Origin of the sequence: Brachyspira hyodysenteriae ATCC 27164 (assembly GCF_001676785.2) — a bacterium.
GTDB classification, from domain to species: Bacteria; Spirochaetota; Brachyspiria; order Brachyspirales; family Brachyspiraceae; genus Brachyspira; species Brachyspira hyodysenteriae.
In genome coordinates this window covers 2,507,299-2,530,095 of sequence record NZ_CP015910.2, presented here as the reverse complement: position 1 = coordinate 2,530,095, position 22,797 = coordinate 2,507,299, and the positions used below count along the sequence as shown (strand labels likewise).

Annotated in this window: 20 protein-coding genes and 2 rRNA genes; 8 read left to right on the top strand and 14 right to left on the bottom strand. The window is 27.9% G+C overall.

The genetic code is table 11. From position 1 onward, the window contains the following. Positions 1 to 37 precede the first annotated feature (37 nt). The 14 genes from BHYOB78_RS11065 to BHYOB78_RS10995 all read right to left on the bottom strand — a co-directional run bounded on the left by BHYOB78_RS11065 (position 38) and on the right by BHYOB78_RS10995 (position 13,631). Complete coding sequence (locus BHYOB78_RS11065; protein ID WP_020064613.1) at positions 38 to 727, bottom strand: NlpC/P60 family protein; 690 nt, start codon at positions 725 to 727, stop codon at positions 38 to 40. An 82-nt stretch (positions 728 to 809) separates the two neighbouring features. Next, positions 810 to 1,406 (bottom strand): NlpC/P60 family protein, encoded by a 597-nt coding sequence (locus BHYOB78_RS11060; protein ID WP_020064612.1) that lies wholly within the window; start codon positions 1,404 to 1,406, stop codon positions 810 to 812. Between the two features lie 106 nt (positions 1,407 to 1,512). Beyond that, the gene (locus tag BHYOB78_RS11055) at positions 1,513 to 2,091 is read right to left on the bottom strand and encodes a DUF4390 domain-containing protein (RefSeq protein WP_012670865.1); all 579 of its coding nucleotides are present in this window, start codon (positions 2,089 to 2,091) and stop codon (positions 1,513 to 1,515) included. A gap of 102 nt (positions 2,092 to 2,193) precedes the next feature. Then, positions 2,194 to 3,210, bottom strand: a complete 1,017-nt coding sequence (locus tag BHYOB78_RS11050; protein ID WP_020064611.1) for a hypothetical protein — start codon at positions 3,208 to 3,210, stop codon at positions 2,194 to 2,196. A gap of 142 nt (positions 3,211 to 3,352) precedes the next feature. After that, positions 3,353 to 3,898 carry a class IV adenylate cyclase gene (cyaB, locus tag BHYOB78_RS11045; RefSeq protein WP_012670863.1) on the bottom strand — a complete coding sequence of 182 codons (546 nt, stop codon included), beginning with the start codon at positions 3,896 to 3,898 and terminating at the stop codon, positions 3,353 to 3,355. Positions 3,899 to 3,901: 3 nt separating this feature from the next. Continuing rightward, positions 3,902 to 4,441, bottom strand: a complete 540-nt coding sequence (gene mreD, locus BHYOB78_RS11040; RefSeq protein ID WP_012670862.1) for a rod shape-determining protein MreD — start codon at positions 4,439 to 4,441, stop codon at positions 3,902 to 3,904. Further along, complete coding sequence (mreC, locus tag BHYOB78_RS11035) at positions 4,438 to 5,316, bottom strand: rod shape-determining protein MreC (protein WP_080513333.1); 879 nt, start codon at positions 5,314 to 5,316, stop codon at positions 4,438 to 4,440. The genes mreD and mreC overlap by 4 nt, the downstream gene beginning before the upstream one ends. Positions 5,317 to 5,375: 59 nt before the next feature. Continuing rightward, entirely contained in the window at positions 5,376 to 6,401 is a 1,026-nt protein-coding gene (locus tag BHYOB78_RS11030) for a rod shape-determining protein (RefSeq protein ID WP_008726738.1), read from the bottom strand. A 3-nt stretch (positions 6,402 to 6,404) separates the two neighbouring features. Continuing rightward, complete coding sequence (locus tag BHYOB78_RS11025) at positions 6,405 to 7,346, bottom strand: tetratricopeptide repeat protein (protein ID WP_012670859.1); 942 nt, start codon at positions 7,344 to 7,346, stop codon at positions 6,405 to 6,407. 24 nt (positions 7,347 to 7,370) lie between these two features. Next, complete coding sequence (locus BHYOB78_RS11020) at positions 7,371 to 7,781, bottom strand: bactofilin family protein (RefSeq protein ID WP_012670858.1); 411 nt, start codon at positions 7,779 to 7,781, stop codon at positions 7,371 to 7,373. A gap of 11 nt (positions 7,782 to 7,792) precedes the next feature. Continuing rightward, the gene (locus BHYOB78_RS11015) at positions 7,793 to 8,608 is read right to left on the bottom strand and encodes a CheR family methyltransferase (protein WP_012670857.1); all 816 of its coding nucleotides are present in this window, start codon (positions 8,606 to 8,608) and stop codon (positions 7,793 to 7,795) included. 34 nt (positions 8,609 to 8,642) lie between these two features. Beyond that, the gene (locus tag BHYOB78_RS11010) at positions 8,643 to 9,062 is read right to left on the bottom strand and encodes a response regulator (RefSeq protein ID WP_012670856.1); all 420 of its coding nucleotides are present in this window, start codon (positions 9,060 to 9,062) and stop codon (positions 8,643 to 8,645) included. A 6-nt stretch (positions 9,063 to 9,068) separates the two neighbouring features. Next, the gene (locus BHYOB78_RS11005; protein ID WP_012670855.1) at positions 9,069 to 9,536 is read right to left on the bottom strand and encodes a chemotaxis protein CheX; all 468 of its coding nucleotides are present in this window, start codon (positions 9,534 to 9,536) and stop codon (positions 9,069 to 9,071) included. A 1,587-nt stretch (positions 9,537 to 11,123) separates the two neighbouring features. Then, positions 11,124 to 13,631 carry a DUF8509 domain-containing protein gene (locus tag BHYOB78_RS10995; RefSeq protein WP_012670854.1) on the bottom strand — a complete coding sequence of 836 codons (2,508 nt, stop codon included), beginning with the start codon at positions 13,629 to 13,631 and terminating at the stop codon, positions 11,124 to 11,126. A 660-nt stretch (positions 13,632 to 14,291) separates the two neighbouring features. Between BHYOB78_RS10995 and BHYOB78_RS10990 the strand changes: the two genes are divergently transcribed. From BHYOB78_RS10990 to BHYOB78_RS10965, 8 genes are all read left to right on the top strand, one after another. Next, positions 14,292 to 17,281 (top strand): 23S ribosomal RNA (locus tag BHYOB78_RS10990). Between the two features lie 112 nt (positions 17,282 to 17,393). Continuing rightward, positions 17,394 to 17,510: ribosomal RNA gene (rrf, locus tag BHYOB78_RS10985) — 5S ribosomal RNA — on the top strand. A 99-nt stretch (positions 17,511 to 17,609) separates the two neighbouring features. Further along, positions 17,610 to 17,840 carry a hypothetical protein gene (locus BHYOB78_RS10980; RefSeq protein ID WP_020064608.1) on the top strand — a complete coding sequence of 77 codons (231 nt, stop codon included), beginning with the start codon at positions 17,610 to 17,612 and terminating at the stop codon, positions 17,838 to 17,840. 460 nt (positions 17,841 to 18,300) lie between these two features. Continuing rightward, complete coding sequence (locus BHYOB78_RS10975) at positions 18,301 to 18,588, top strand: hypothetical protein (RefSeq protein WP_020064607.1); 288 nt, start codon at positions 18,301 to 18,303, stop codon at positions 18,586 to 18,588. Positions 18,589 to 18,723: 135 nt separating this feature from the next. Next, positions 18,724 to 19,458: a Bax inhibitor-1/YccA family protein gene (locus BHYOB78_RS10970; RefSeq protein ID WP_020064606.1), complete on the top strand. Its 735-nt coding sequence runs from the start codon at positions 18,724 to 18,726 to the stop codon at positions 19,456 to 19,458. Between the two features lie 150 nt (positions 19,459 to 19,608). After that, a complete protein-coding gene (locus BHYOB78_RS13640; protein ID WP_020064605.1) occupies positions 19,609 to 19,764 on the top strand; it encodes a hypothetical protein in 156 nt (51 codons plus the stop codon). 633 nt (positions 19,765 to 20,397) lie between these two features. Next, the gene (locus tag BHYOB78_RS13635) at positions 20,398 to 20,565 is read left to right on the top strand and encodes a hypothetical protein (RefSeq protein WP_020064603.1); all 168 of its coding nucleotides are present in this window, start codon (positions 20,398 to 20,400) and stop codon (positions 20,563 to 20,565) included. An 11-nt stretch (positions 20,566 to 20,576) separates the two neighbouring features. Continuing rightward, complete coding sequence (locus tag BHYOB78_RS10965; protein WP_239650863.1) at positions 20,577 to 22,706, top strand: YeeR family protein; 2,130 nt, start codon at positions 20,577 to 20,579, stop codon at positions 22,704 to 22,706. The last annotated feature ends 91 nt before the right edge of the window (positions 22,707 to 22,797 follow it).

The window sequence follows — 22,797 nt, the reverse complement described above, 5'->3', positions numbered from 1 at the left end:
AATAAATATTAATAAAATATCAAATATTTACAAATTATTATTCTTCAGGTATATCCAAGATAGTACCATAGCTATTAAAGCAATGAGATGCTAAAGAATCTACTCCTCCGCCTCTCTTAAGAGCACTGTTTATTATTTTCCCATCTTTTCTTGCTAAATCAGGGTATTTCAAATTCATATATCCAATAATAAGTCCTTTGCTTGTAGAAGCATGAATATATGTTACAGTTTCATCCTCTTTATCAACTTCTATTACTATACCGGCATGTGTAAGCTTTTTATCATTAGAAGTAGTTTTGTCAAACATTATTATATCACCAACATTAGGCAAAACATCTTTATAAATTTTTTTATATTTTGACAAAGTAGCATATATAGTCTTTACTCCGCCAGAATCTAAAATCGCTTGTTTTTCAAATACCGCTATATTAGAAGCCCAATAAACTGCAGCTACATATCCCGAACAGTCAAATCTAAATGTTTTCTTCTCTTTAGAAGTAGGGTGTGTTAATGTAGCTTTTTCATTATATTGATAATGCTTATCTAAATAAAAGTTAGCCCATTTGTTTATATCATTTCTAACTTTTTGCTTTTGCGTATCATTTATTTCAACTCCGCTTTCTTCTAACTTCTTTTGATATTCCTTATCATATCCGTAAGTTTGAGTAAATGATACTGAATTAAACAATATCATAAATAATGATAGTATAACAATATAAAAACGCATAATACACTCTTATACATAGTAAATTATTTTATAAAATATTAGTAAAAAGTCAAGGCAATTTACAATATTATTATATTTTAGATTAATTTGGTTTTTCTAATACAGTGCCATAACTGTTAAAACAATGCGAAGCTAATGAATAAGGTGCATCACCTCTTCTAAGATAGCTGTTTATTTGTTTTCCGTCTTTTCTTGCTAAGTCAGGATATTTTAAATTAATATATCCCAAAATAGGTCCTTTACTTGTAGATGAATGAATATAAGTTATAGTTTCATCTTCATCTATATTTACAACAATTCCTGAATGTGTAAGTTTTTTATTAGGATTTGTAGTTCCATCAAAAAATATTATATCTCCTATATTAGGCTTAACATTTTTATATATTTTATTTTCTTTGGATAGAATAAAATGTATATTTTCTGTTGATCCTTGAAGTTTGATAGTAGGATTTTCAATGGCAGTCCAATATACAGCGTTAACAAATCCAGAGCAGTCAAAATTTACTTTCTTCTTTTCTTTTGAAAAAGGATTTGTTATAGTATCGCTTTGATTATATTTATATTTTTTATTCATATAAAAATTAGCCCATTTTACTATTTCAAGTCTTGTATTTTCCTGATTAAATGCCTGCATAGTAAATAATAATGAGATAATTAAAATATTAATATAAAAACGCATATTATCCTCTGGTAATATTTAAATATTTTAAAAAAATTGTTTTATTGTTTTTTTCCTAAAACGATTTTTTATATTTATAAATCGGATTTTTCATTATAAATAATAGTTACATGTTATTATAATATAACTCTTTAATACTGAATTCATTAGATTTTAACCATTTTATTCTATATTGTATAGGGGTTATTATATTGAAAAATACTGATAAATATGGATATGCATTTTGAAATTGTATTGACAATCTAGTTTTGAATAGATACTTATTGTTTTTATTTAGTTTATTTACATTTATTACTTCTATTCTATTTATTTGATAAATATTTTTAATTAAAATTTCTAAGTCTGTATTTCTTATTTCTCTCATAGTTTCTGAGTTTAAAACTACATATTCCTTAGTAAAAAAATCATAATATAATTTTCTGTATAAATATATTTCTCTTATATTATCATCAAATAGTAAATTCTTTTTTATTAAATCTACTCTATAATTAATAAATACTACGATTCCATTATCTATATATTTTTTTATATTTTGATAAATTTGATCCTCATAAAAAGTTTTAACATCTACATATAATTTATCATCATATATATAACTTCTTGAAAAATTTAATCTTAATTCATAAGAGTATGATATTTCTGATATAGATATTATTAATAATAGTATAATAAAAATATGTTTCATAATATATATATTTTATATTGTTTTTATTAAAAGTAAATATTATAAAATAAAGTATATATGCTGAATAATTATTATATAAATTAATTTCTAATTAAAATATAATTAGAAGAATAAACTAGCATCTAAACCTATTCTGCTTTCCATTTTTTTATAAGCGTATAATTGTTTTGATCTTGCATATTCATATTTTACGCCTATTACAAATCTGTATACTTCAAAACCTACACCAGTAGCTATAGAAGGCGTCCATTCTTCATATCTGCCAATAATAGGATATCCTTGTCCTCTTCCAGCAGTCCTATTTATTAAATTGATTCTATCTAAATATGCTCCTAGATGAATTCCCGTAATTAAACTTATTTCACCCCATAACGGTATTCTTACATCAGCACCGCCATAAATATTAAATAAATTAACTAAATTAGATATATCAAAGCTAGATATGGCAAACGATGTTCCTCCATAGAATGAAAACCATCCCCATCTATAATTCGCTGATAAATGCATCTGTTCAAAACCAACATCTCTGAATTCTTCCTTGCTTTTATCATATAATGTTTCATCTCCAAGTATATCTCCTCCCATATGAATACATATATGTCTTAAAGGAGCGAATCTCACTTTCAATTTATTATCAAATATATATTCAAAATAAGCTTCTACCTGCATATAATTTCCGTACAAAAAAGTAGCACCATATAATTGATCTTCTCCTTTTTTATAGCTGCTGAAGAATAATTTTAATAAATATCCTACGCCTATTCTGAATCTATGTTTATCTCCATTTATATTAAATGCAATTGGTGCCAAATCTACAGCCAATTTCGGACTAAAAAACATTACGATATTATCTACATTAAAATTTTTATTAGGATATAAATGATTTGCATTTAAAACATCTCCGAACCAAAAACTTGTATTATAGTTATCCGGATCAAGCCATGGAGAAAAATATTTATCGGTTTCATATATCCTAAGAGGATTATATTTCCATTGTACACTTACTTTTTCTTTGTATTTATTCATTTTATTTTCTAATGAATTATCATTAGTATTTTGACTATATAATAAAGCTGATAATAAAATTATAAAAAGTATACTATAGTGTGTTTTATTCATTTTTTACCTAATATGTTTTATTTATTTTTTAGTAAATTATTGTTTTATATCATTATTATACTGAAAATAATGAAGTTTTCAATATTTTTTATGTAAATTGAGTGTAAATGTTGAAAAATATTATGTTTTTTTGTTGTATATTTTATTTTGAAAGTAGAACAATATAAGGTTTGGTTTCTATATCTTTTTCTTCAATACCTATTTCATTTAATATAGATTTTAATTGAAGTATTTGATTTTCTATAGTTTCATCTGAGTTTAAAAATTCTATTTCTATAAAGTCATCTAAATTTTTTATTTTTGATATTTCTACTAAAGCATTTTTATATATAAAAGCATAACCTTTTTTTTCTTTTTTTACATATTCTTTATATTTCTGCAGTTTTGATAAAAAGTTAATAATGAATTTTGCTTTTCTCTTACTTACTTTTACTTCTATTTCTTCATTGACTTCTACACCATCAATCAATGTTCTTTCTTTTGTGCAGAAAGTATATCCTCCATGCTCTATTCTAAGTCTTATGCAGTCGCTTGTTTTTATATTTCCTGTTTTAATACTTCCTTCTTTGGCATAGTAAATATCTTTTTTGAAATATTTTTTTTTGAATTTTGCATTGCTTTTTAGAAAATTTAGAACAGAGTCAAAATCTCTTATATATGCTTTTATTTCAATTTCAGAGTTTGCCATGTTTTATTCTGTATATTCCTTAGTACTGTCATCAACATGTATTTTCTGCTTATCATATATTAGAGGAGCAACTTTTTCAAATAAGATAAATGCAGGAGAGGATAATATAACTGTGAGAGGAAGTCCTACAAGAAGTTCTGATCTTATTAAGACAGCAACATTTGAAAGATCTGAATATATAGAAGTTACTAAAAATAATGCAATAATTTTTATTAAATAACCTACTAAAGTTACGAATATTCCTGCTGCTATTTGCTTGATGAATATTCTTGTGTTAAAGAATCCTACAAAGAAACCAATATTAAGAAATATTATGGCATAAGAACCGAATGTACCGCTTGATACGATATCTTGTAAAAGTCCTATTATAAATCCGTATATTATTCCGTCAAAAGGTCCATATCGGAATGCTATGAATGTTAAAAAAATTAGAAGTAAATCAGGTTTAGCTCCAAGTGCTACTCTTATCAAATCATAAGCAGGAGATGATTGTATAAGAAGTAAAATCAGAGTAGTAATGATTACAGTTATTATTCTTTTCATTTTACTGCATCTCCATTTGCTTCTGTATCTTCTTCATTGGCAAGCATAATAATTTCCTGATCTGGAATTTTCTTTATAACATAAACATTTTCTAAAGTAGAGAAATTGACAGCAGGCTCAACATAAAGATCATGGAAAAGTCCGTAATTTTTCTTTTCAACTTTAAATATAGTACCTACTAATATACCTTTTGGAAATACTCCGCCCATACCGCTAGTAACAACTCTTTCACCTTCTTCAACATCCATTTGTAAATCTATATACTGCAAATGTGTTTGAGTGGATTTAGGGCTTTGTCCTACCATTATACCTGTAGTTCTTGAGCTTTCAAGCATTACAGATATTTGTGATCTTTGGTCAACTAAAGATAATATTCTACTGTTGTATCTTCTAACCTCAACAACTTTTCCTACTAAACCTTTATATCCGTTTTGATAAGATATAACAGGCATTCCTACTACTATTCCATGAGCACTGCCTTTATTTATAACTATTGTAGTGTAGAAGTTCTGAGGGTCTTTAGAAACTATTTCAGCATATTCCAAAGGATATTCATCTGTAGGAGCTTCATTTAATAATCCTCTAAGTCTTTCATTTTCAGCACTTAACTGTTCATATTCTAAAGCAGCACCGCTTAATTCAGCTATTCTGTCTCTTAATATCTGCACTTGACTTTGAAGTGTAAATATATCTGTTATGCTGGTATAGAGATATACAAAAGCTCTTGATACACTTTTTGTTGCACTTTGAATAGGGTATACACCAAGTGCATAAATAGACTGTAAATTAAATACGAAATTACTTCTATTCAGTACCATCAGCATTCCTGCTACAAGGTTTAGCAGTATATATAAAGTTAATAATTTATGTTTTATAAAAAGTTTCACGTATATGAATATCGGCTATATTAATAAAACTTTTATAATTTTTCCGGTTATGAGTATCTTCTATAATTCTTTAAATTCTTAGTTTCCTCTATAAATTTACCGCATCCTATAGCAACGCAAGTAAGAGGACTCTCAGCAAGAATTACAGGTACTCCTGTTTCCATAGAAATTAAATCAGTAAAACCAGGAAGTAGGGAAGTACCGCCGCTCATAACTATACCTCTTTCTACAATATCTGCAGAAATTTCAGGAGGTGTTTGATTAAGTACAGATTTTACAGCTTCTAATATTTCTATTAATATATCAGCTATAGCATCTTTAATTTCTGCACTATTTATAGTAAGAGTTTTAGGAAGTCCTGATACGGAATCTCTTCCTCTAATATCCATAGTTTTTGATATATCGCCTTTATAAGCATGTCCTATATTGATTTTAATTTCTTCAGCAGTTTTTTCACCGATATATAGGTTATGAGTTCTTTGCATGTATTTGATAATAGCATCATCAAGCTCATCTCCTCCAACCCTTATAGAAGCACTTCTTACCATACTTCCAAGTGAAAGAACAGCAACTTCAGTAGTACCTCCGCCTATCTCTATGATCATGTTTCCATGAGGTTCATTTATAGGCATATCAGCTCCAATAGCAGCAGCTCTTGCCTGTTCTATTAAGAATATAGTTCTAGCTCCAGCCTGTTCGCAGCTTTCTCTTACAGCTCTTCTTTCTACCTCAGTAATTCCTGTAGGTATACCTATAGCTATTCTAGGCTTTACCAAAGTTCTTTTATTATGTACTTTATTGATAAAGTATCTTATCATCTTTTCAACAGTTTCAAAGTCAGCAATAACTCCATCTCTCATAGGTCTTATTGCTGCTATAGAGTTAGGTACTTTACCCAACATTTGCTTAGCTTCATTTCCAACTGCTATTACATTTCCTGTACTTTTTTCTATAGCTACCACTGAAGGTTCAGCCAAAACAATTCCTTCTCCTTTAACATATACAAGAGTATTAGCAGTACCTAAGTCTATTCCCATATCACTTGAGAACATATTGTATAACCAGTTAAACATTTATTACAATCTCCTTAAAGTATCCCTAGCGGGCTTATACGAATTATCTATTTTTATAGCTTCTCTAAACATTTTTACAGCTTCATTTCTTCTTTTAGTTTCTAAATATAATGTTCCTATACTATAATATAAATCAGGATTTTTTTCATCTATCTCTAATGCCTTTTTGTAAAAAAATTCACTTTCTTTATATAATCCTTGTCTGTAATATAAATTTCCTAATTTGAAATAAGTTTTTGATTCTAAGATGATATTATTATTAAATTTACCGTCCATAGAAGATAATATTTGTATAGCTTTTGTATAATCTTTATCACCCTCATAGGCATTTGCAAGTTCATAATATAATTCCATATTTATAAATTTATCAGTATTTATTCTTAATTCTCTGTCAATAGCATTTTCTAAATATTTTACAGCATCTTTAAATAATCCTATTTCATAGCAAATTTTAGATAACTCTATAGCTGTTGAAGTTCTATTATCTCCTTCATTTATTGCATCTATATATGAATTATATGAATCAATATAATATGCTTGCCCCAATCTTTGATAACTATAAGCCAATCTTTGATGTATGATATTTTTATTTTTTATAAATTTAAAAGATAATAATAGCTGATTAGCATATCTTATAATATTTTCACTTGCATTTACTATTATTTCTTTTTTATCAGATCTTATAAGAATATCATAGTATAAATCTATTCCTGTTATTAATATATTTTTATTTAAAGGTCTTTTACTGTAAAGATCATTGAATAGGAATGAAGCATTATTATAATCTTCTGATTCCATATAATTATATATGGATTTTAATCTTTTCTTTTCTATATAGTTAGAAGTGAATAAATATGCAGTTCCTATTACAGTTATTGCAGCAATTAAAGTTATTACTATGATATGTATGCTAATCTTTTTTTCAACGTTATATAGGTAAGGCATTATTATTTAATATAATCCAATAAATTAATTTTGATTATCTGTATTACCATTATTATATAATTCTAAAATTGTTTCTTTAGGATTAGTAAGCGGATCTTGGGATACTATACATAATCCTTCTAATATAACTCCATTTTGTATTATTAATTCAGGAGTTCTTATTTCCCCAAGTACTCTGCTTGTAGGCATAAGCATCACTCTGTTCTTTGCCTCTATATTTCCGATGATTATACCTTCTATAACTGCAGAAACAGCTTTTATATTTGATTTCACTTTTCCTGTGGCGCCTACAAAAACATTATCTACTTCTAATTTTTCGCCTTCATAACATCCGTCTATTCTCAATGTACCGTTTAATGTAAATTCACCTTTGAAGAAAGATCCTTCACCTATAATAGAATTAGATTCTGTATTATCATTTCTTTTTGAAAACATTAATAAAACTCCTAATTTTTAGTATATACTATGGAATTATCTATATTATTAAATTTAAATTTAGTATCGAGTCCGAATAGTGATTCGCTATGTCCTATAAATAAAAATCCATGTTCATTTAGTATATCATAAAATCTATTAACTGTAAGTTTAACAGACTCATTATCAAAGTATATGAGAACATTCCTGCAAAAAATGACATCCATATTTGACTGGCTGCCTCTATGTCTTAAATTATGATAATCAAAAGTTATTAATTTTTTTATATCATTTTTTATAGAATATTCTCCGGAAGATAATTTATCAAAATATTTATTTAAATATTCTTTTGGCACATTTTCAACTTTATGCCCTTCATATCTTCCTTCCTTGGCAGCTACCAAGGAGTTAAGAGACAAATCACTAGCAAATATCTTAATATCTTTGTCTTTTATACCAGGTGTTTCCAAACAAGTTATTGCTATAGAGTAGGGCTCTTCACCTGTAGAACAGCCGGCACTCCAAATTCTTATTTGTTCTCCAGGTTTTTTATATGTCATTATTTTTGGCAGAACATAATTTTTTAACAATTTAAAGTTCGGCTCATTCCTAAAAAATTTAGTAAGATTTGTAGTAATGTTATCTAAAAATTTTTTTAATTCTTCTTTGTCAGAAGAAACAAGTTTATAGTAATCTTCCACTACATCAAGATTTCTATCTTTCATAGAAGAAGCTATTCTTGATTCTAAAATAATTTTATTGATAACATTAAAACATATACCGCTTTCTCTATATACAAAATCTTTAAACAGATCAAATTGTTTGTCGGTTAATTTTAGCTCATTCAAAATAAATTATTCCAAGCAAATAGGCAATAAATTATTATTGTTTTTTTGTAAGAACCATTTTTATACGTTCAAGAACTTTTTTTCTGTCCAAAGGTTTAGTAATATAGTTTTTAGCACCAGCTAGAAGTGCTTTTTTTACCATATCTTCTTTACCTAAAGCACTAACCATAACAACTTTAGCATTTTTATCGTATTCTATTATTTTAGTCAATGCAGTAATACCATCCATTTTAGGCATTGTAATATCCATAGTTACTAAGTCTGGCTTGTATTCTTTATACATAAGGACGCCTTCTTCTCCGTTTTCTGCAGTGCCGACTACGTTGTATTGTTCAGATACAAAGATTTGCTGTAATTGTTTAACAACAAATGCAGAGTCATCTACGATTAGAACTTTGTATGGTTTTCCAAATTCATTTATACCATCAGCTTCTTTTGTATTAATGTCAGACATATTTCTTTACTCCTTTTCTGATTCTACGGCAACTAATATATTAAAATCGCCAATAGAGGTATCTAATTTTATATGCAGAAATTCCGAATCGCTTATCGAAACTTCCAAATTTTTGCTTTTCATAATAACAGGCGGTGATATATCAACATCATATCCGTCTGTTTCTAATTTTGTTACAGCAAGTCCTGCTATTAAATTAACAAGTTCTTGCAGTGTAGATAATGATAATTTATCAATATCTTTTATTTCTCTGTCATTCATTATAGAAACTATTTTTTTAGCAGTTTCTAATTTCATATCTATTATAAAATGACCGACTATATCATTTGATAATGCTACTATAGCTATAATACCAGAAGCATTTACAAAATCACCTTTTAAAGTTATATCTCCAATTTTTATTCCATCTTTAATATAATTTTGTAATATTTCATTGGACGCATCTGTAAATGGTCTTATATAGTCTAATCTCATTATAACACTCTTTACATACTAATACTTACGCTTATTTTAACAATATATGAATTTTATTGCAAGTATAGTTGTAAAATATAGCATTATGCTTCCATAAATATCGAAAAAAAAATAATTTGCTTGAAAATATTTTAAAATATAAATTATATTTTTCATAATATATTTTTGTATCTTATATTTATTTACTATATATTCTCCTAAAAAATCACTTTTTTGTAAAAAAATCATAAAAATAATTACTACGATAAAAAATGTAATAGGCATAAATTATTATCTTAGTATAATGATTATTTATATAAACAAGAAGTTTAATTATGTTTTCCAAAATTACGGCACTAAAAATTATGATAATATAAAATTTTATCCTAATTGAGAAAGTACTATTAATGCTGCTTTAGAAAATAGTAATAATGCTAAGAAAAATGATCAATCACATTATAAATATATTGAAAGAGTAAGAAAGCAGTTATAGGCTATAAAAGACAGATACTTGGTTTACAAATAAAGAATTAGATGAACTTCCAAACTTTATTATGAAGATGTATTGTATTTCACATGCGGTTTAATAAAGTAATAATAATACTATAATCATATTTTTATATAATGGTATGTTTGTTTCAAGAAGGCAGTTTATATACATTAGATTATTATCAAAAATTTATATCTTCATATTGAGGGCAAAACATTTGAATCAAAAATAATGCTTAACTTGGAGTTTAATTATGTTTTGTCATAATTGCGTCAGTGGAAATGATATAATGTGAAATTTTGTTTTAATTGAGTAGGTTTAATTAAAAATGTTTCTTCAAAAAATGAAGATAAAATTTTTTATATATTCTGATAATTTTATAAAAATTAAATTGCAAATTTATTATATAAAAATCATGCATATACATTATTGTCAAATGATAATATAAATAAACTTTCTTAAATAATTAAATATGATGAATATATTTTAGCTTTTGATGTTTTCTGAGATGATTTTATTCTTGTAATTTTTACTTCAAAAATAGTTATTGTTGTAAAATGTGGAATTTTTGATCTTATTAAATGAAAATATATATACCGTTATATAGTATAATAGAGTTTTGTCTTGTATAGGTATCATAGGTATATAAATTTTATATTATAAATAAAAATAATTATACAAAAGTAATTTGATGAATGAGTTTAATTATGTTAGTACTAATTTCGTGGCAAAATAGAGTCATTAGCATAAATTAATAAAATTAAATTTATGATGATAATGCTAAATAAAATGATTCAAAAATAAAAAATAAATGAATCAAATACAAATCAAATGCATTAGTGATGTAAAAAATAAATTTTACAGAAAAGCTTATATATTCATTATCTGAAATAACATGAACAGTTTCCTAAGAGTCTGTTTTGGTACAATTTAAAATATTAGACGATAGTTTATGTTTTAGAAATTAATGCAGAACCTGAAATAATAGATAATCCTACTAAAGATTTGTATAATTTATATTTATTAGCTGCTTAAGGATATTAAAAATAAAAAAGGGCTTTGAAAATTATTTATTCAAGCCCTTTATTTTTTAGTAATATTTTTTACAGTCTGAATTTTTACATATTTTTGTAGAAATCTATATGATGCTGTAATTCATCAGGTAAAGGATTTCCTGATTTTGTGAATTTAAAGTATCTGTTTTCTAACTCAGTAGCTTTTTTGTTTCTTATGTTTTTGAATCTGTTTGCTATTTCTGTATACATAGGCTGTTTTTCAAGTTCAACTCTTATATCTTTAGCAAATGGTACTTGTCTATATAATATACCTCTTGCTACTCTGTTAAGTCTCATAATACCTTTACTTTCATATCTTATCCATAGATTATAGTCAGTTACAAATACTTCTCTTAGATTGTTTCTGCATTTTTTAATTTGTACTTTTAATTTTTCTTTAGCTTCATCAGAAAGTCCTCTATTTTTCTTATAGAACTGAACATAATCGCTGTACTCAGAAGTAATTGACATTTGGGTAATATCATTCCAAGCAGGTCCGAGCATAGTTTTACATAATTCCCATCTAAATGCTCCTATAGTAGGTATTAATAAAGAATCTATTTCTTCAGAAGTAAATATTGGGAATAAGAATCTTCCTGTACTATTTTTTTGTCTGCTTGAAAGTTCTTCCCACATTATTGCTCTTGAACCGAATGTAGGCATAAGTATTATATTAGGCAAAACTTCCTGCATAACTAATTCTTTTTCTATGTTTAATTCTTTATTTTTATATAATACCTCTCTGTAGAATGCTGAGAAATCTATATCAGTTATATCTTTTATAGATTTTTCCATTACATCTCTTCTGATTAATGCTTTTTCAAAATCTTTGGTTATCATATCTTTATGAAGTATAGGGAAATATACACTAACCTGACCATAACATAATCTATGAGTAGTTTCAATCATGTTATCAACTTCATATTCAAGTCTTTTTGATGAACTTTCCCAATGATCTTCTAATTCTTTATCACTTATAGTACCGCGTTTTTTCAATTCTCTCAAAGCTTCTCTATAATCCTGACCGAATCCATTAACAGAAGGAGGCTCATCTTTATCATAAATTTTTTGTAGCCATTCATCTATATAAAATACATTAATTCTTTTAGTTTTACTTTTGTCTTTTATTTCATAAAGATCCATTATTTGATTAGGAGTAAGAAGCTGATCATCCATATATCCGAAGTTTAAAAACATTTTTATAAGTCTGCTGTTATCTCCGTTTATTATTGATCTTTTAGCAATTTCTCTGTATATTTCAAAGAATACGCTTGAAACACCTCTTCTTATTTTTCTTACATCATCGTCTGTACTGAATTTATCTCTTAATTTTCTAAATGCCTGTAAAGATTTCATGAAGTTTTTAGCTTTATTTTCATCTATTCCAGACATTTCTATTAATTTTTTAGTAGGATTTTTTACTTCTTCAGGTAATTCTTCAAATCCTAATGTAACTTTAACATTATCAATATCATCTATTCCGGCAGCTATATTATCTTCAGATGGATTTGCAGAGTTTGCAGATATTCTTCTGATTATTGAATCTATTTCATCGATGTCTATATGAAGATCATAATCATATTCTGTTTTAATTTTATTGTAAATGTCTTTTATTATACTAGACATAAATCTTATGTATTTAACCCATACTTCATTATCTTTTCCTTGCTTATCTAAATCAAGAGCAGTTTTAGTATACTCTCCAAATAAAGATTCATCTTCATTAGAAGATAAGAATAGTATGTTTTCTATAGCCTCAACTATTTCATTTTTTAGTAATGATGATATCTTTCTTAAATTTTCATATAACATATGAGATGCATCTAAACTCATATTTTCATCATAAGTGAAGAATTGATTTTTTATTTCTTTAGGCATAGTTAAAAATCTTCTTACATAGTCAATTTCAAAATCTAATTTTTCTGTATTTTCTATTAGCTGATTTTTATTATGCATATATATTTCAGAATGGTCTGCTCTTATGAAGTCAACATCAAAAGAAGCAGGAAAATTAAAACCAGAGTTTATAGAATCATCATAAATTTCTTTATATCCTTTAAAAATTTCTGATTTTATATTTTTTGATTTATTTTGCTGCAAATTAAAATATATAACAGCAAGATTTGAAGATATTATTTTTATATCAGAATTTATTTTTTTAATTTTAATATATTCTTCATAAGATTTAAGTATTAAATATGCAATAGAATGATACATGCTTGTAAGATATGGTTTATTAACTTTAAAAAAGCTTTTTACATATTCTTGATTTGGTGTTTTTACAGCATATATTTCAGTATTATCTTTTGATTTAAAAGAAAACATATATTTAGAATTTGATTTATAACTTCCAATACCAAGCATAATATTTTTAGGAATTGAAAATAATCTGCAGCTATATCTCATAACTTCATTTTCATCTTCTATACCTAGAATTTCCTTAGAAGAAATATAAACATCTATTTCTCCTTTTGTAACTATTGATATGTTTTTTACATTTTCTCCTTCATAAAAAACAATATTTCCTGCACTTAATTTTAAATTTCCATTTTCTTCAATGTTTACACTCATATTAATAACTCTCTTTTCAAATGTTTATTAGTAACTTTAAAAAAAATTATATATTATTTTTTTAAAATATGCTAGTTTTTTGGATTTTTAATAAAGAAATTCACAAATTCATACAGAATTTCTTTTTTTTAATAAAAAATTTCCAAATTTCAGTCAGAATTTCAATATAATTCCAGAATTTTTGAAAAAAATCAGGTATCAAAAAAGGCTTTTTATGGCTTTTGATTTTTTCAAGGCTATTTTTTGTATAAAATGTATTATATAACTAAATATTTTAAAAATATTTGCTTTTTTTAGGTGAAATAAAGGTTTTTAAGTATTGCGTTTTTTTGACTGTATGCTATAATAATAAAACAGTTGATGAGAAACAAAAAACAAAACGAAAGAAACGAAACATCAGCTGGAAACTTAAGGTTCTTTGACAGATATATGAGAGCGTAGATTTTTAGAAAGTTTTTTCCAACATAAAACGGAAATCAGCGATTATAAAAATCTTCACTAGATAAAGAAAACACAATTAGATTGTGTGTCTTAGAGTAGAAACAATTAAGCGGAGCGTTACTAAAGAATTAGATAAGAAACAGCTTTAATTAGCTAAAAGTCTCATTCAATTTGATATATTAGCTTTTGCTTCTATATAAAAGAAGAAAAGGATAATATGGTCAAGTAAGTAAGGGCTTAAGGTGGATGCCTAGGCACTGGAAGGCGATGAAGGTCGTGACAAGCTGCGATAAGCTACGGGGAGAAGCAAATATTCTATGATCCGTAGATCACCGAATGGGAAAACCTATAGAAGTAAACCTTCTATATCATACACTGAATCCATAGGTGTATGAGGCGACACCCAGGGAACTGAAACATCTAAGTACCTGGAGGAAGAGTAATCAAAATTGAGATTCCCTAAGTAGTGGCGAGCGAAAGGGGAAGAGCCTAAACCTTAATAATGTCAAGCTGCAAGGCGTTGTTATTATGGTGTTGTAGGGCGGTAAGCGATGTACTTGCATGCATCGACTTTGCTTTATATGATAGTGGAACTGTTTTGGAAAAGCAGACCATAGTGGGTGATAGTCCTGTACACGAAATCATATAGACAAGGTTTTATCGTTCCTGAGTAGGGCGGGGCACGTGAAACCCTGTTTGAATCTGGGTAGACCACTATCCAAGGCAAAATACTAACCAGTGACCAATAGTGTAGAGTACCGTGAGGGAAAGGTGAAAAGTCTCCCGTTGAGGGTTATTAAATAGAACCTGAAACCTTAAGCTTACAAGTAGTCAGAGGGTACCCTGCTAGCAATAGTAGATGGCCTGATGGCGTGCCTTTTGTAGAATGAGCCTGCGACTTATAGTATGTAGCAAGATTAAGAGGTAATAGCCTTGTAGTCGTAGTGAAAGCGAGCCTTAATAGGGCGAAATTAGTTGCATGCTATACGACCCGAAGCCAAGTGATCTACCTATGAGCAGCGCGAAACTCGAGTAACATCGAATGGAGGTGCGAACCAGTGGCCGTGAAAAGGCTTTGGATGACTTGTGGGTAGGAGTGAAAGGCTAATCAAACTTGGAGATAGCTGGTTCTCTCCGAAATGTCTTTAGGGGCAGCGTTATGTGTTTACTTGCGGGGGTAGAGCACTAAATGGACTAGGGCTCCTAACCGAGTACCAAACCCAACTAAACTCCGAATACCGTAAGTTAAGAACATGGCAGTTAGACAGCGGCGGATAAGCGTCATTGTCAAAAGGGAAACAGCCCAGATCCTCAGCTAAGGTCCCAAAATCTATGTTAAGTGGGAAAGGATGTGAGAATACTTAAACAGCCAGGAGGTTGGCTTAGAAGCAGCCATTCCTTTAAAGAGTGCGTAACAGCTCACTGGTCGAGTGTTCTTGCGCCGAAAATGTAACGGGGCTCAAACATAGTACCGAAGCTAGGGAATTATAGAGTTAATCTATAATTGGTAGGAGAGCGTTCTTTAAGCCGTCGAAGGTTCATCGTGAGGTGGGCTGGAGGTATAAGAAGTGAGGATGCAGGCATGAGTAACGAGAAAACGGGTGAGAAACCCGTTCGCCGCAAACCCAAGGTTTCCTAGGTAAAGCTAATCTGCCTAGGGTTAGTCGACCCCTAAGATGAGGCTGAAAAGCGTAGTCGATGGGAAACAGGTAAATATTCCTGTACTATGATATGTTTCGATGGAATGACACAGATTGTTTATGTACGCGTTAGATTGGTAGATAACGTCAAACAGTTTAGACTTGAGGTGAGTCAAATGCTTGCTTCTTTAAGGTTGAGGCTGGATAGTGACTGGGCTTTCGGGTTCAGGAAGTTGCATGAGCTAGGCTGTCGAGAAATAATTTCTAAGGTTAGGCATGTCATAATCGTACCGCAAACCGACACAGGTGGGTGAGATGAGTATTCTAAGGCGCTCGAGATAATCTTCCCTAAGGAACTCTGCAAATTAGTCTTGTAACTTCGGAAAAAGAGACGCTTGAATCTTGGTAGCAATATTGAGAGGAGAGTCGCAGTGAAAAGGCCTGGCCGACTGTTTAACAAAAACACAGATCTCTGCAAACATGTAAATGGATGTATAGGGATTGACACCTGCCCAGTGCTGGAAGGTTAAAAGGAGAGGTTAGCGTAAGCGAAGCTTCGAATTGAAGCCCCAGTAAACGGCGGCCGTAACTATGACGGTCCTAAGGTAGCGAAATTCCTTGTCGGGTAAGTTCCGACCTGCACGAATGGTGTAACGATCCGGGCACTGTCTCGGGGAAGAACTCGGTGAAATTGAATTATCAGTGAAGATGCTGATTACCCGCAACAGGACGGAAAGACCCCGTGAACCTTTACTATAACTTGACATTGAGTTTTGTTTTGTGATGTGTAGGATAGATGGGAGGCTTTGAAGTGGGAGCGCCAGCTTTCATGGAGCCATCGTTGAAATACCATCCTTCGCAAAATGGGATTCTAACGATTAGCCGTTATCCGGCAGTCGGACATTGTCAGGCGGGTAGTTTGACTGGGGCGGTCGCCTCCTAAAGAGTAACGGAGGCGTGCAAAGGTCACCTCAAACCGAATAGAAATCGGTAGTAGAGTATAAAGGCATAAGGTGGCTTGACTGCGAGAGAGACATCTCGAGCAGGTACGAAAGTAGGTTTTAGTGATCCGGTGGTCCCGAGTGGAAGGGCCATCGCTAAACGGACAAAAGGTACTCCGGGGATAACAGGCTTATCTCCCCCAAGAGTTCATATCGACGGGGAGGTTTGGCACCTCGATGTCGGCTCATCGCATCCTGGGGCTGGAGCAGGTCCCAAGGGTTTGGCTGTTCGCCAATTAAAGCGGTACGCGAGCTGGGTTCAGAACGTCGTGAGACAGTTTGGTCCCTATCCGTTGTGGGCGTTGGAAAGTTGAGAAGAGTCATTCTTAGTACGAGAGGACCGGAATGAACGCACCGCTGGTGTATCTGTTGTTCTGCCAAGAGCATCGCAGAGTAGCTATGTGCGGACGGGATAACCGCTGAAAGCATCTAAGTGGGAAGCCTCCTTCAAGATTAACTTTCCCTATGAGTTTCGTTGGAGACTACGACGTTGATAGACTGCAAGTGTAAGCAGGGAAGAAATACCTGTTCAGCTGAGCAGCACTAATCAGACCAATGACTTGACCATATTATCGTTTTCTTCTTAAAATAAGGAAATTATAATAAAAGAATGAGACATCTACGCTCTTATATATCTGGCAAAGATACTAAAAATTGTTCTTTTAATTTGCTAATATTATTTCGGTGACCATAGAGAAAGTGATACACCCGTTCCCATTCCGAACACGGCAGTTAAGCCTTTCATCGTCGATGGTACTGTAAGGGTAGCTTTACGGGAGAGTAGAACGTTGCCGGGTATATATTATATATTTATCCCAATAGATTGATTTCTGTTGGGATTTTTTATATTTAAATTTTTATTCTTTATTTAAAAGATAAATAAAAGAGATTTATAAATGAATAATAAACAAAGAATTATAAAAACTATTAAAATCATAGCCTATTTATTTTCTTATATGATGGTTACTGTAGTTGCTTTCAATTATGGTTATATGTATTATGCTATTAAATTTGACGGTGCTTCAGCTCCTGCTAGTATTTCTTTTATTTTCGCAGTGCCTTTTATTATTGCTATATTAGTATGTGTTGTTTTAATAAAAGTTATAAGTAAAAAAATGAAAGATTGACAATTTATTTAATAAAAAAATGACAGTTGAAGAACTATTAAAAATACATAAATTATTTTCTAACATAAAGAATTATTAATTAAAGAAAATATTTGCGGCTGTTTTTATTCATAAGTATTTTTAATACTAAACTTATAACTGATTGTATTAAAGATGAAAATGATTTAACTGCTATTTATTCATACTGAGGCATTGATTCTGTTATACAAAACTATTATAGTTATCAATTAACAAAAAACTTATTGGAAGAAATGAGAGAGTATTTTTTCTAATAAATAATATATAGTTTTCAAAAGATTTTATTTTTTAGCTTAGAAGCAATTTAGTATTATATTCCATTATATCATTACAAATATTACTTTATTTAAAATAATTAGTTATATATACTTTATATAGGTATTTTATTAAAATTAAAATACGATAATAATTAAATAAAAATAATTTATGAGGTTTTTGAAAAATGGAAAAAGAAAATAAAAAAATTATGTCGGCTTCTATAATATCAGTTTCTATATTTACTATTATAATTGCTATACCACTTACTTTTATTATTTATAATTTTAAATTAGAAAATGCTTCTTTCCTTCCTAATACTTTTTCTAAATATGCAGTATCTTTTTTAATAGCATTTATAATAACTCAGTTAATAACTGCAATTATTCATAAGCTTATATTGCTTGTTTTAACTTTAATTGGTGTAGCTGTTGTAAAAAAAATAGCAGAAGATGAAGAAAATAAACGAATTTAATTTTTATGCACATATATCAATTAAAATAATAATATTACTTTATTTAAAATTATTAGTTATACTTTACACTAGTATTTTTGTTTAAGTAATATATAATAAATAACTAAATAAAAAGAATTTTGGAGGTTTAAAATTATGGCAAATCCTGTTTTATCAAATAAAGCATTTAATTATGCATCAAGTTATGAAAATGATAACACAATGACTGTTAATGGGGCAATTAACAAATCAATAATACTTACATTAGTATTAATACTTTCAGCTATGGTAAGTGTATTTTTTGTTTTAGCTGCTAATCCTGGTCTTCTTTATCCGGCTGCTTTAGTTTCATCTATGGCTGCTTTTGTTTTAGCTTTAATAATGATTTTCAAAAAAGAATTGTCTCAAGTATTTTCTATACTTTATGCCATACTTGAAGGTGTTGCTATAGGTGCTGTTTCTTACATTTTTAATGCTGCTTATGACGGTATAGTTGTACAAGCAGTATTTCTTACTTTTTTAGATTTATTTATAATGTTATTATTATACAAATTTAGAATAATAAGAGTAACTGAAAAATTTAGAAGTGTGGTAACTGTATCTACATTATGTATAGGTCTTGTATATTTGGTTAATTTTGTAATGTCATTCTTTGGTGCTAGAATTCCTTTCTTATATGGTTCAAGCCCTTTAAGTATTGGAATAAGTATTGTAATAGTTCTTGTTGCTTCATTTAATTTACTTTTGGATTTTGACTTTATGGAAAAAGGCGAGCAGTATAATATGCCTAAATACTTTGAATGGTATGCTGCTTTCGGACTTCTTGTTACTTTGGTATGGCTTTATTTAGAGATATTAAAACTTTTATCTAAAATAAGAAGCAGAGATTAAAAATTATATAGTATATAATTAAATAAATTAAAGGCATGCATATTAATTTATGTATGCCTTTTTATTTGCATTATAATTTTTATCTCAATTAAACATGTAGCTTTATTATATGAAACTCAGATAAAAGTTTTGGGTTCAATAAATACTTGCATGGATAGGGTAACTTTATCAATAATATTATATTTAGAATATTTGGATATTGAGAGTGAAATACCGTCAAAACATATATTTGAAATTAAATCTTCTGAATTTTCAATACATTCAATATTAAGTGCTGACAATTTTGATAAATCTTATAATATTTAAAACATCTACTTTTAGATATGAAAAATCCTCTCTTTACATAAGTGAACTATTACTATATAAAAATTTTTATACTGTAAATGGTATACTAAGGCATGCTCCTAATGCTAGAGATTAATTTTTTTATTAAAACGCATGGTAAGTAAAACTAAAAAATAAAGTTAAATGCTATTTTTATTCAATCTATAAAATTATAAAAGATTAATCATGCGTTAGATAAAATTTTAAGTCTAATTAAATTTTGGGTGAGTAATTTATTTTATAATTAACCATTGATGTATTTAAATTATTATTAAGAAGTAAACATAAAAAATATAGAGTGTAATATGTAACAGAGTTGTGAAATTTAATATCTTTTGTATTCAAAATGTATTTTAATTAATTTATATATAATATCATTAAGTTATAAATTTATTTAACTTGTTTTGGAATATTTTTTATACATATTCTAGTAGTTATATATCTTTATTATAAAATGAATAATAATAATATTAATTAATACTATTTTATAATAAATATTAATAATAAAAATATATTATTAATATTTATTATTACTTAAATATTTAATAAATATTGACAAATTAGTATTTTATATTTATAATAAAATGTTAAAATATATATTAGTTGGAGTTGTATATGGGAGTAATCTTATTTTTTATATGTCTTTTAGGAGTATTTATATTAATATCAATAATAGCAAATAAATTATTTTCATTTATAAAAATAAGATTATTTGTTGGTTTTTTGGCATTATATTATAATTTTTATGTTATATCTAAATATGATCATTTTTTTATATTATAGTGCTTGCTATTTTGCAAATAAGTTTAATTATAAGAGCAATACAATATTTTACTAAAAAAAATCTTGTAAGATTAGAGGGTGCAGAATATTCAAATGGAAGATATTATAAAAGATTATACTTTACAAATTTACTTTTATTTTTCTTATTTTTTAATTATGAAGCAGCACAATCAAATGAAATATTAGATACAATATTTATGAAAATTATAGTGATGATACCTGTAATATTTACAGTAAAAGTATCATTTGATATTGCATATTTTGCAAATAATGTGGTAAGAAAACTAGGCAGTATCAATTGTATAAATTATAATCAATTATCATCAGAAGTAAATATAGGTTCTCATTCAGATAATGAAGATTTTGGTTTATTTGATATATTGGATGCCATATTAGAAGATTTTGAAGTAAAAGGAAAAATAAAAAAGATATATTTATTTGATAAAGATTATTATTTCAATATAAACTTCTTTAATAAATGTTCAGATAAAGCAAATGAAATAATTAAATTAGATACAAGGGTAGATAAAGAATTTGCTGTTTCTTCATTAAAAGAAACTTTACCATTATCTGATGAATGTTTATATGATTTTTTTATAGTTAAAAATGATGATATAAATTTATTAGAATTTGATGACGGTGAGTTTTTTGTACATAACATAAATAATGATAAAATAGTAATATGTGCTTCATGCGGAAAAGCTGGATTAATAAGCTCATTAGAAAATTATAATCCAAATGAAGAATGGTTCTGCTCTCTTATATGTGTAAGTACTGAGGATAAATGCTACAAAATAGCAAGTCAAAAAGATTTCCCTAACAATTATACAGAACCTGATATTGTAGTAGATTCAGATGGAAACCAATTGATATTTAATGAAAATTATAATTATAATAAAAATAAAACAGAATTTTTAATTAATAAGATTGATCCAAATAATGATGCTGTATTAGAAAATGATAATATTTTCTTGGAATTGGAAAAATATGTACCTATAAAAAATAAAATATATAAAAATGTAGAAGAAACTATTAATAGTATGTTTATAATAGATGAAGAAATAGGAAAAGAACAATATAAATATTATGATGAAGAAGGTAAAGCATTAAGTTTTGAAGTCCCAAAGGATTTTTATGAAGCTTCTATAGAAAAAATGAAAGAAAAAATACTAAATGGTTCTATAAATAATATTAATAATCCAGAAGAAGCAAAAAATATTATAGTAAAAAGCCATTTGACTAGAAATCAAATTATAAATACAGTTAAATTTGGAAATATAGAAAGTGTATTATACAATAATGATAAGCAGGAAGTTTTATCAGTTTCTTCAGCAGGTACATATTTTGCTGTTAATACAGCTATGACATATTGGAGAACTAATGATATTAACTTATCAATACAATCATCTGCTATTATTAGTATAAATGAATACGGCAGTAATTCTAACATGCCTACATCTTTATTAAGTAAAGAAAATGAGGATAAAATAGAAACATTTATAAATAAAACTGTGGATTCTCAATTACAATCAGAAGCATTAACTAAAAATGCTACAAATTTGGCTTTAATAGGGTTATCAAAAATAACACAAAAATCTGTATTTTCTAATAAAGTTGTTACTGCTTCAATAACAGCTGCTATAACTTCTACTGTATCGCTGATGAAGATGTCAAGAGGAAGAATATCTAAGATGCAATGTACTAAGAATATAATAAAAACAGCAGGAAATGCTACAGGAGCACTTATAGGAGGAGCTATAGGCACAGCAGTTTTTGGTCCTGTAGGAACTGTTGCAGGCTCTGTAGTTGGAGGAGTGGTAGCTGATAAAATTGTAGGAAAAACAGTAGATAGCTTTATTGAGGATGATAGCGTAAAAATTATGGAAATGGTTAATAAACATTTAGAATATTTAGCTATAAATTTTTTATTGTCTGATGATGAAATGCAAGAATTAACATCTATAGTTGATAATCAAATAAGCAGTGATCAGGAATTTTTAGAAGATGTATTTGAAAATACTAATAAAAGAGCGGTTATAAATTGTAAGTTAAAGCCTATAGTTGTTAATATAATAAAAAATAGAGAAAAAATACCTTATGAAGTATTAAAAATAGATAATATTGTAGAAGCAATATCATAATATTAATTTAATAAAAATTTGGTAGTACTTTACTTTCATAACGGTATTGTAAAATAATAAGAATTATATTTTCAAAATAAAAAATAATAAA

Excerpts from the sequence above, each read along its gene's own strand:
- BHYOB78_RS10970 (WP_020064606.1), top strand. The coding sequence starts at position 18,724 with ATGGCAAATCCTGTTTTATCAAATAAAGCATTTAATTATGCATCAAGT.
- BHYOB78_RS11050 (WP_020064611.1), bottom strand. The coding sequence starts at position 3,210 with ATGAATAAAACACACTATAGTATACTTTTTATAATTTTATTATCAGCT.
- mreD (WP_012670862.1), bottom strand. The coding sequence starts at position 4,441 with ATGAAAAGAATAATAACTGTAATCATTACTACTCTGATTTTACTTCTT.
- cyaB (WP_012670863.1), bottom strand. The coding sequence starts at position 3,898 with ATGGCAAACTCTGAAATTGAAATAAAAGCATATATAAGAGATTTTGAC.
- BHYOB78_RS11020 (WP_012670858.1), bottom strand. The coding sequence starts at position 7,781 with ATGTTTTCAAAAAGAAATGATAATACAGAATCTAATTCTATTATAGGT.
- BHYOB78_RS10980 (WP_020064608.1), top strand. The coding sequence starts at position 17,610 with ATGAATAATAAACAAAGAATTATAAAAACTATTAAAATCATAGCCTAT.
- BHYOB78_RS11065 (WP_020064613.1), bottom strand. The coding sequence starts at position 727 with ATGCGTTTTTATATTGTTATACTATCATTATTTATGATATTGTTTAAT.
- BHYOB78_RS10975 (WP_020064607.1), top strand. The coding sequence starts at position 18,301 with ATGGAAAAAGAAAATAAAAAAATTATGTCGGCTTCTATAATATCAGTT.
- BHYOB78_RS11005 (WP_012670855.1), bottom strand. The coding sequence starts at position 9,536 with ATGAGATTAGACTATATAAGACCATTTACAGATGCGTCCAATGAAATA.
- BHYOB78_RS11060 (WP_020064612.1), bottom strand. The coding sequence starts at position 1,406 with ATGCGTTTTTATATTAATATTTTAATTATCTCATTATTATTTACTATG.
- BHYOB78_RS11030 (WP_008726738.1), bottom strand. The coding sequence starts at position 6,401 with ATGTTTAACTGGTTATACAATATGTTCTCAAGTGATATGGGAATAGAC.
- BHYOB78_RS10995 (WP_012670854.1), bottom strand. The coding sequence starts at position 13,631 with ATGAGTGTAAACATTGAAGAAAATGGAAATTTAAAATTAAGTGCAGGA.
- BHYOB78_RS11025 (WP_012670859.1), bottom strand. The coding sequence starts at position 7,346 with ATGCCTTACCTATATAACGTTGAAAAAAAGATTAGCATACATATCATA.
- BHYOB78_RS13640 (WP_020064605.1), top strand. The coding sequence starts at position 19,609 with ATGGATAGGGTAACTTTATCAATAATATTATATTTAGAATATTTGGAT.
- BHYOB78_RS11010 (WP_012670856.1), bottom strand. The coding sequence starts at position 9,062 with ATGTCTGACATTAATACAAAAGAAGCTGATGGTATAAATGAATTTGGA.
- BHYOB78_RS13635 (WP_020064603.1), top strand. The coding sequence starts at position 20,398 with ATGGGAGTAATCTTATTTTTTATATGTCTTTTAGGAGTATTTATATTA.
- BHYOB78_RS11055 (WP_012670865.1), bottom strand. The coding sequence starts at position 2,091 with ATGAAACATATTTTTATTATACTATTATTAATAATATCTATATCAGAA.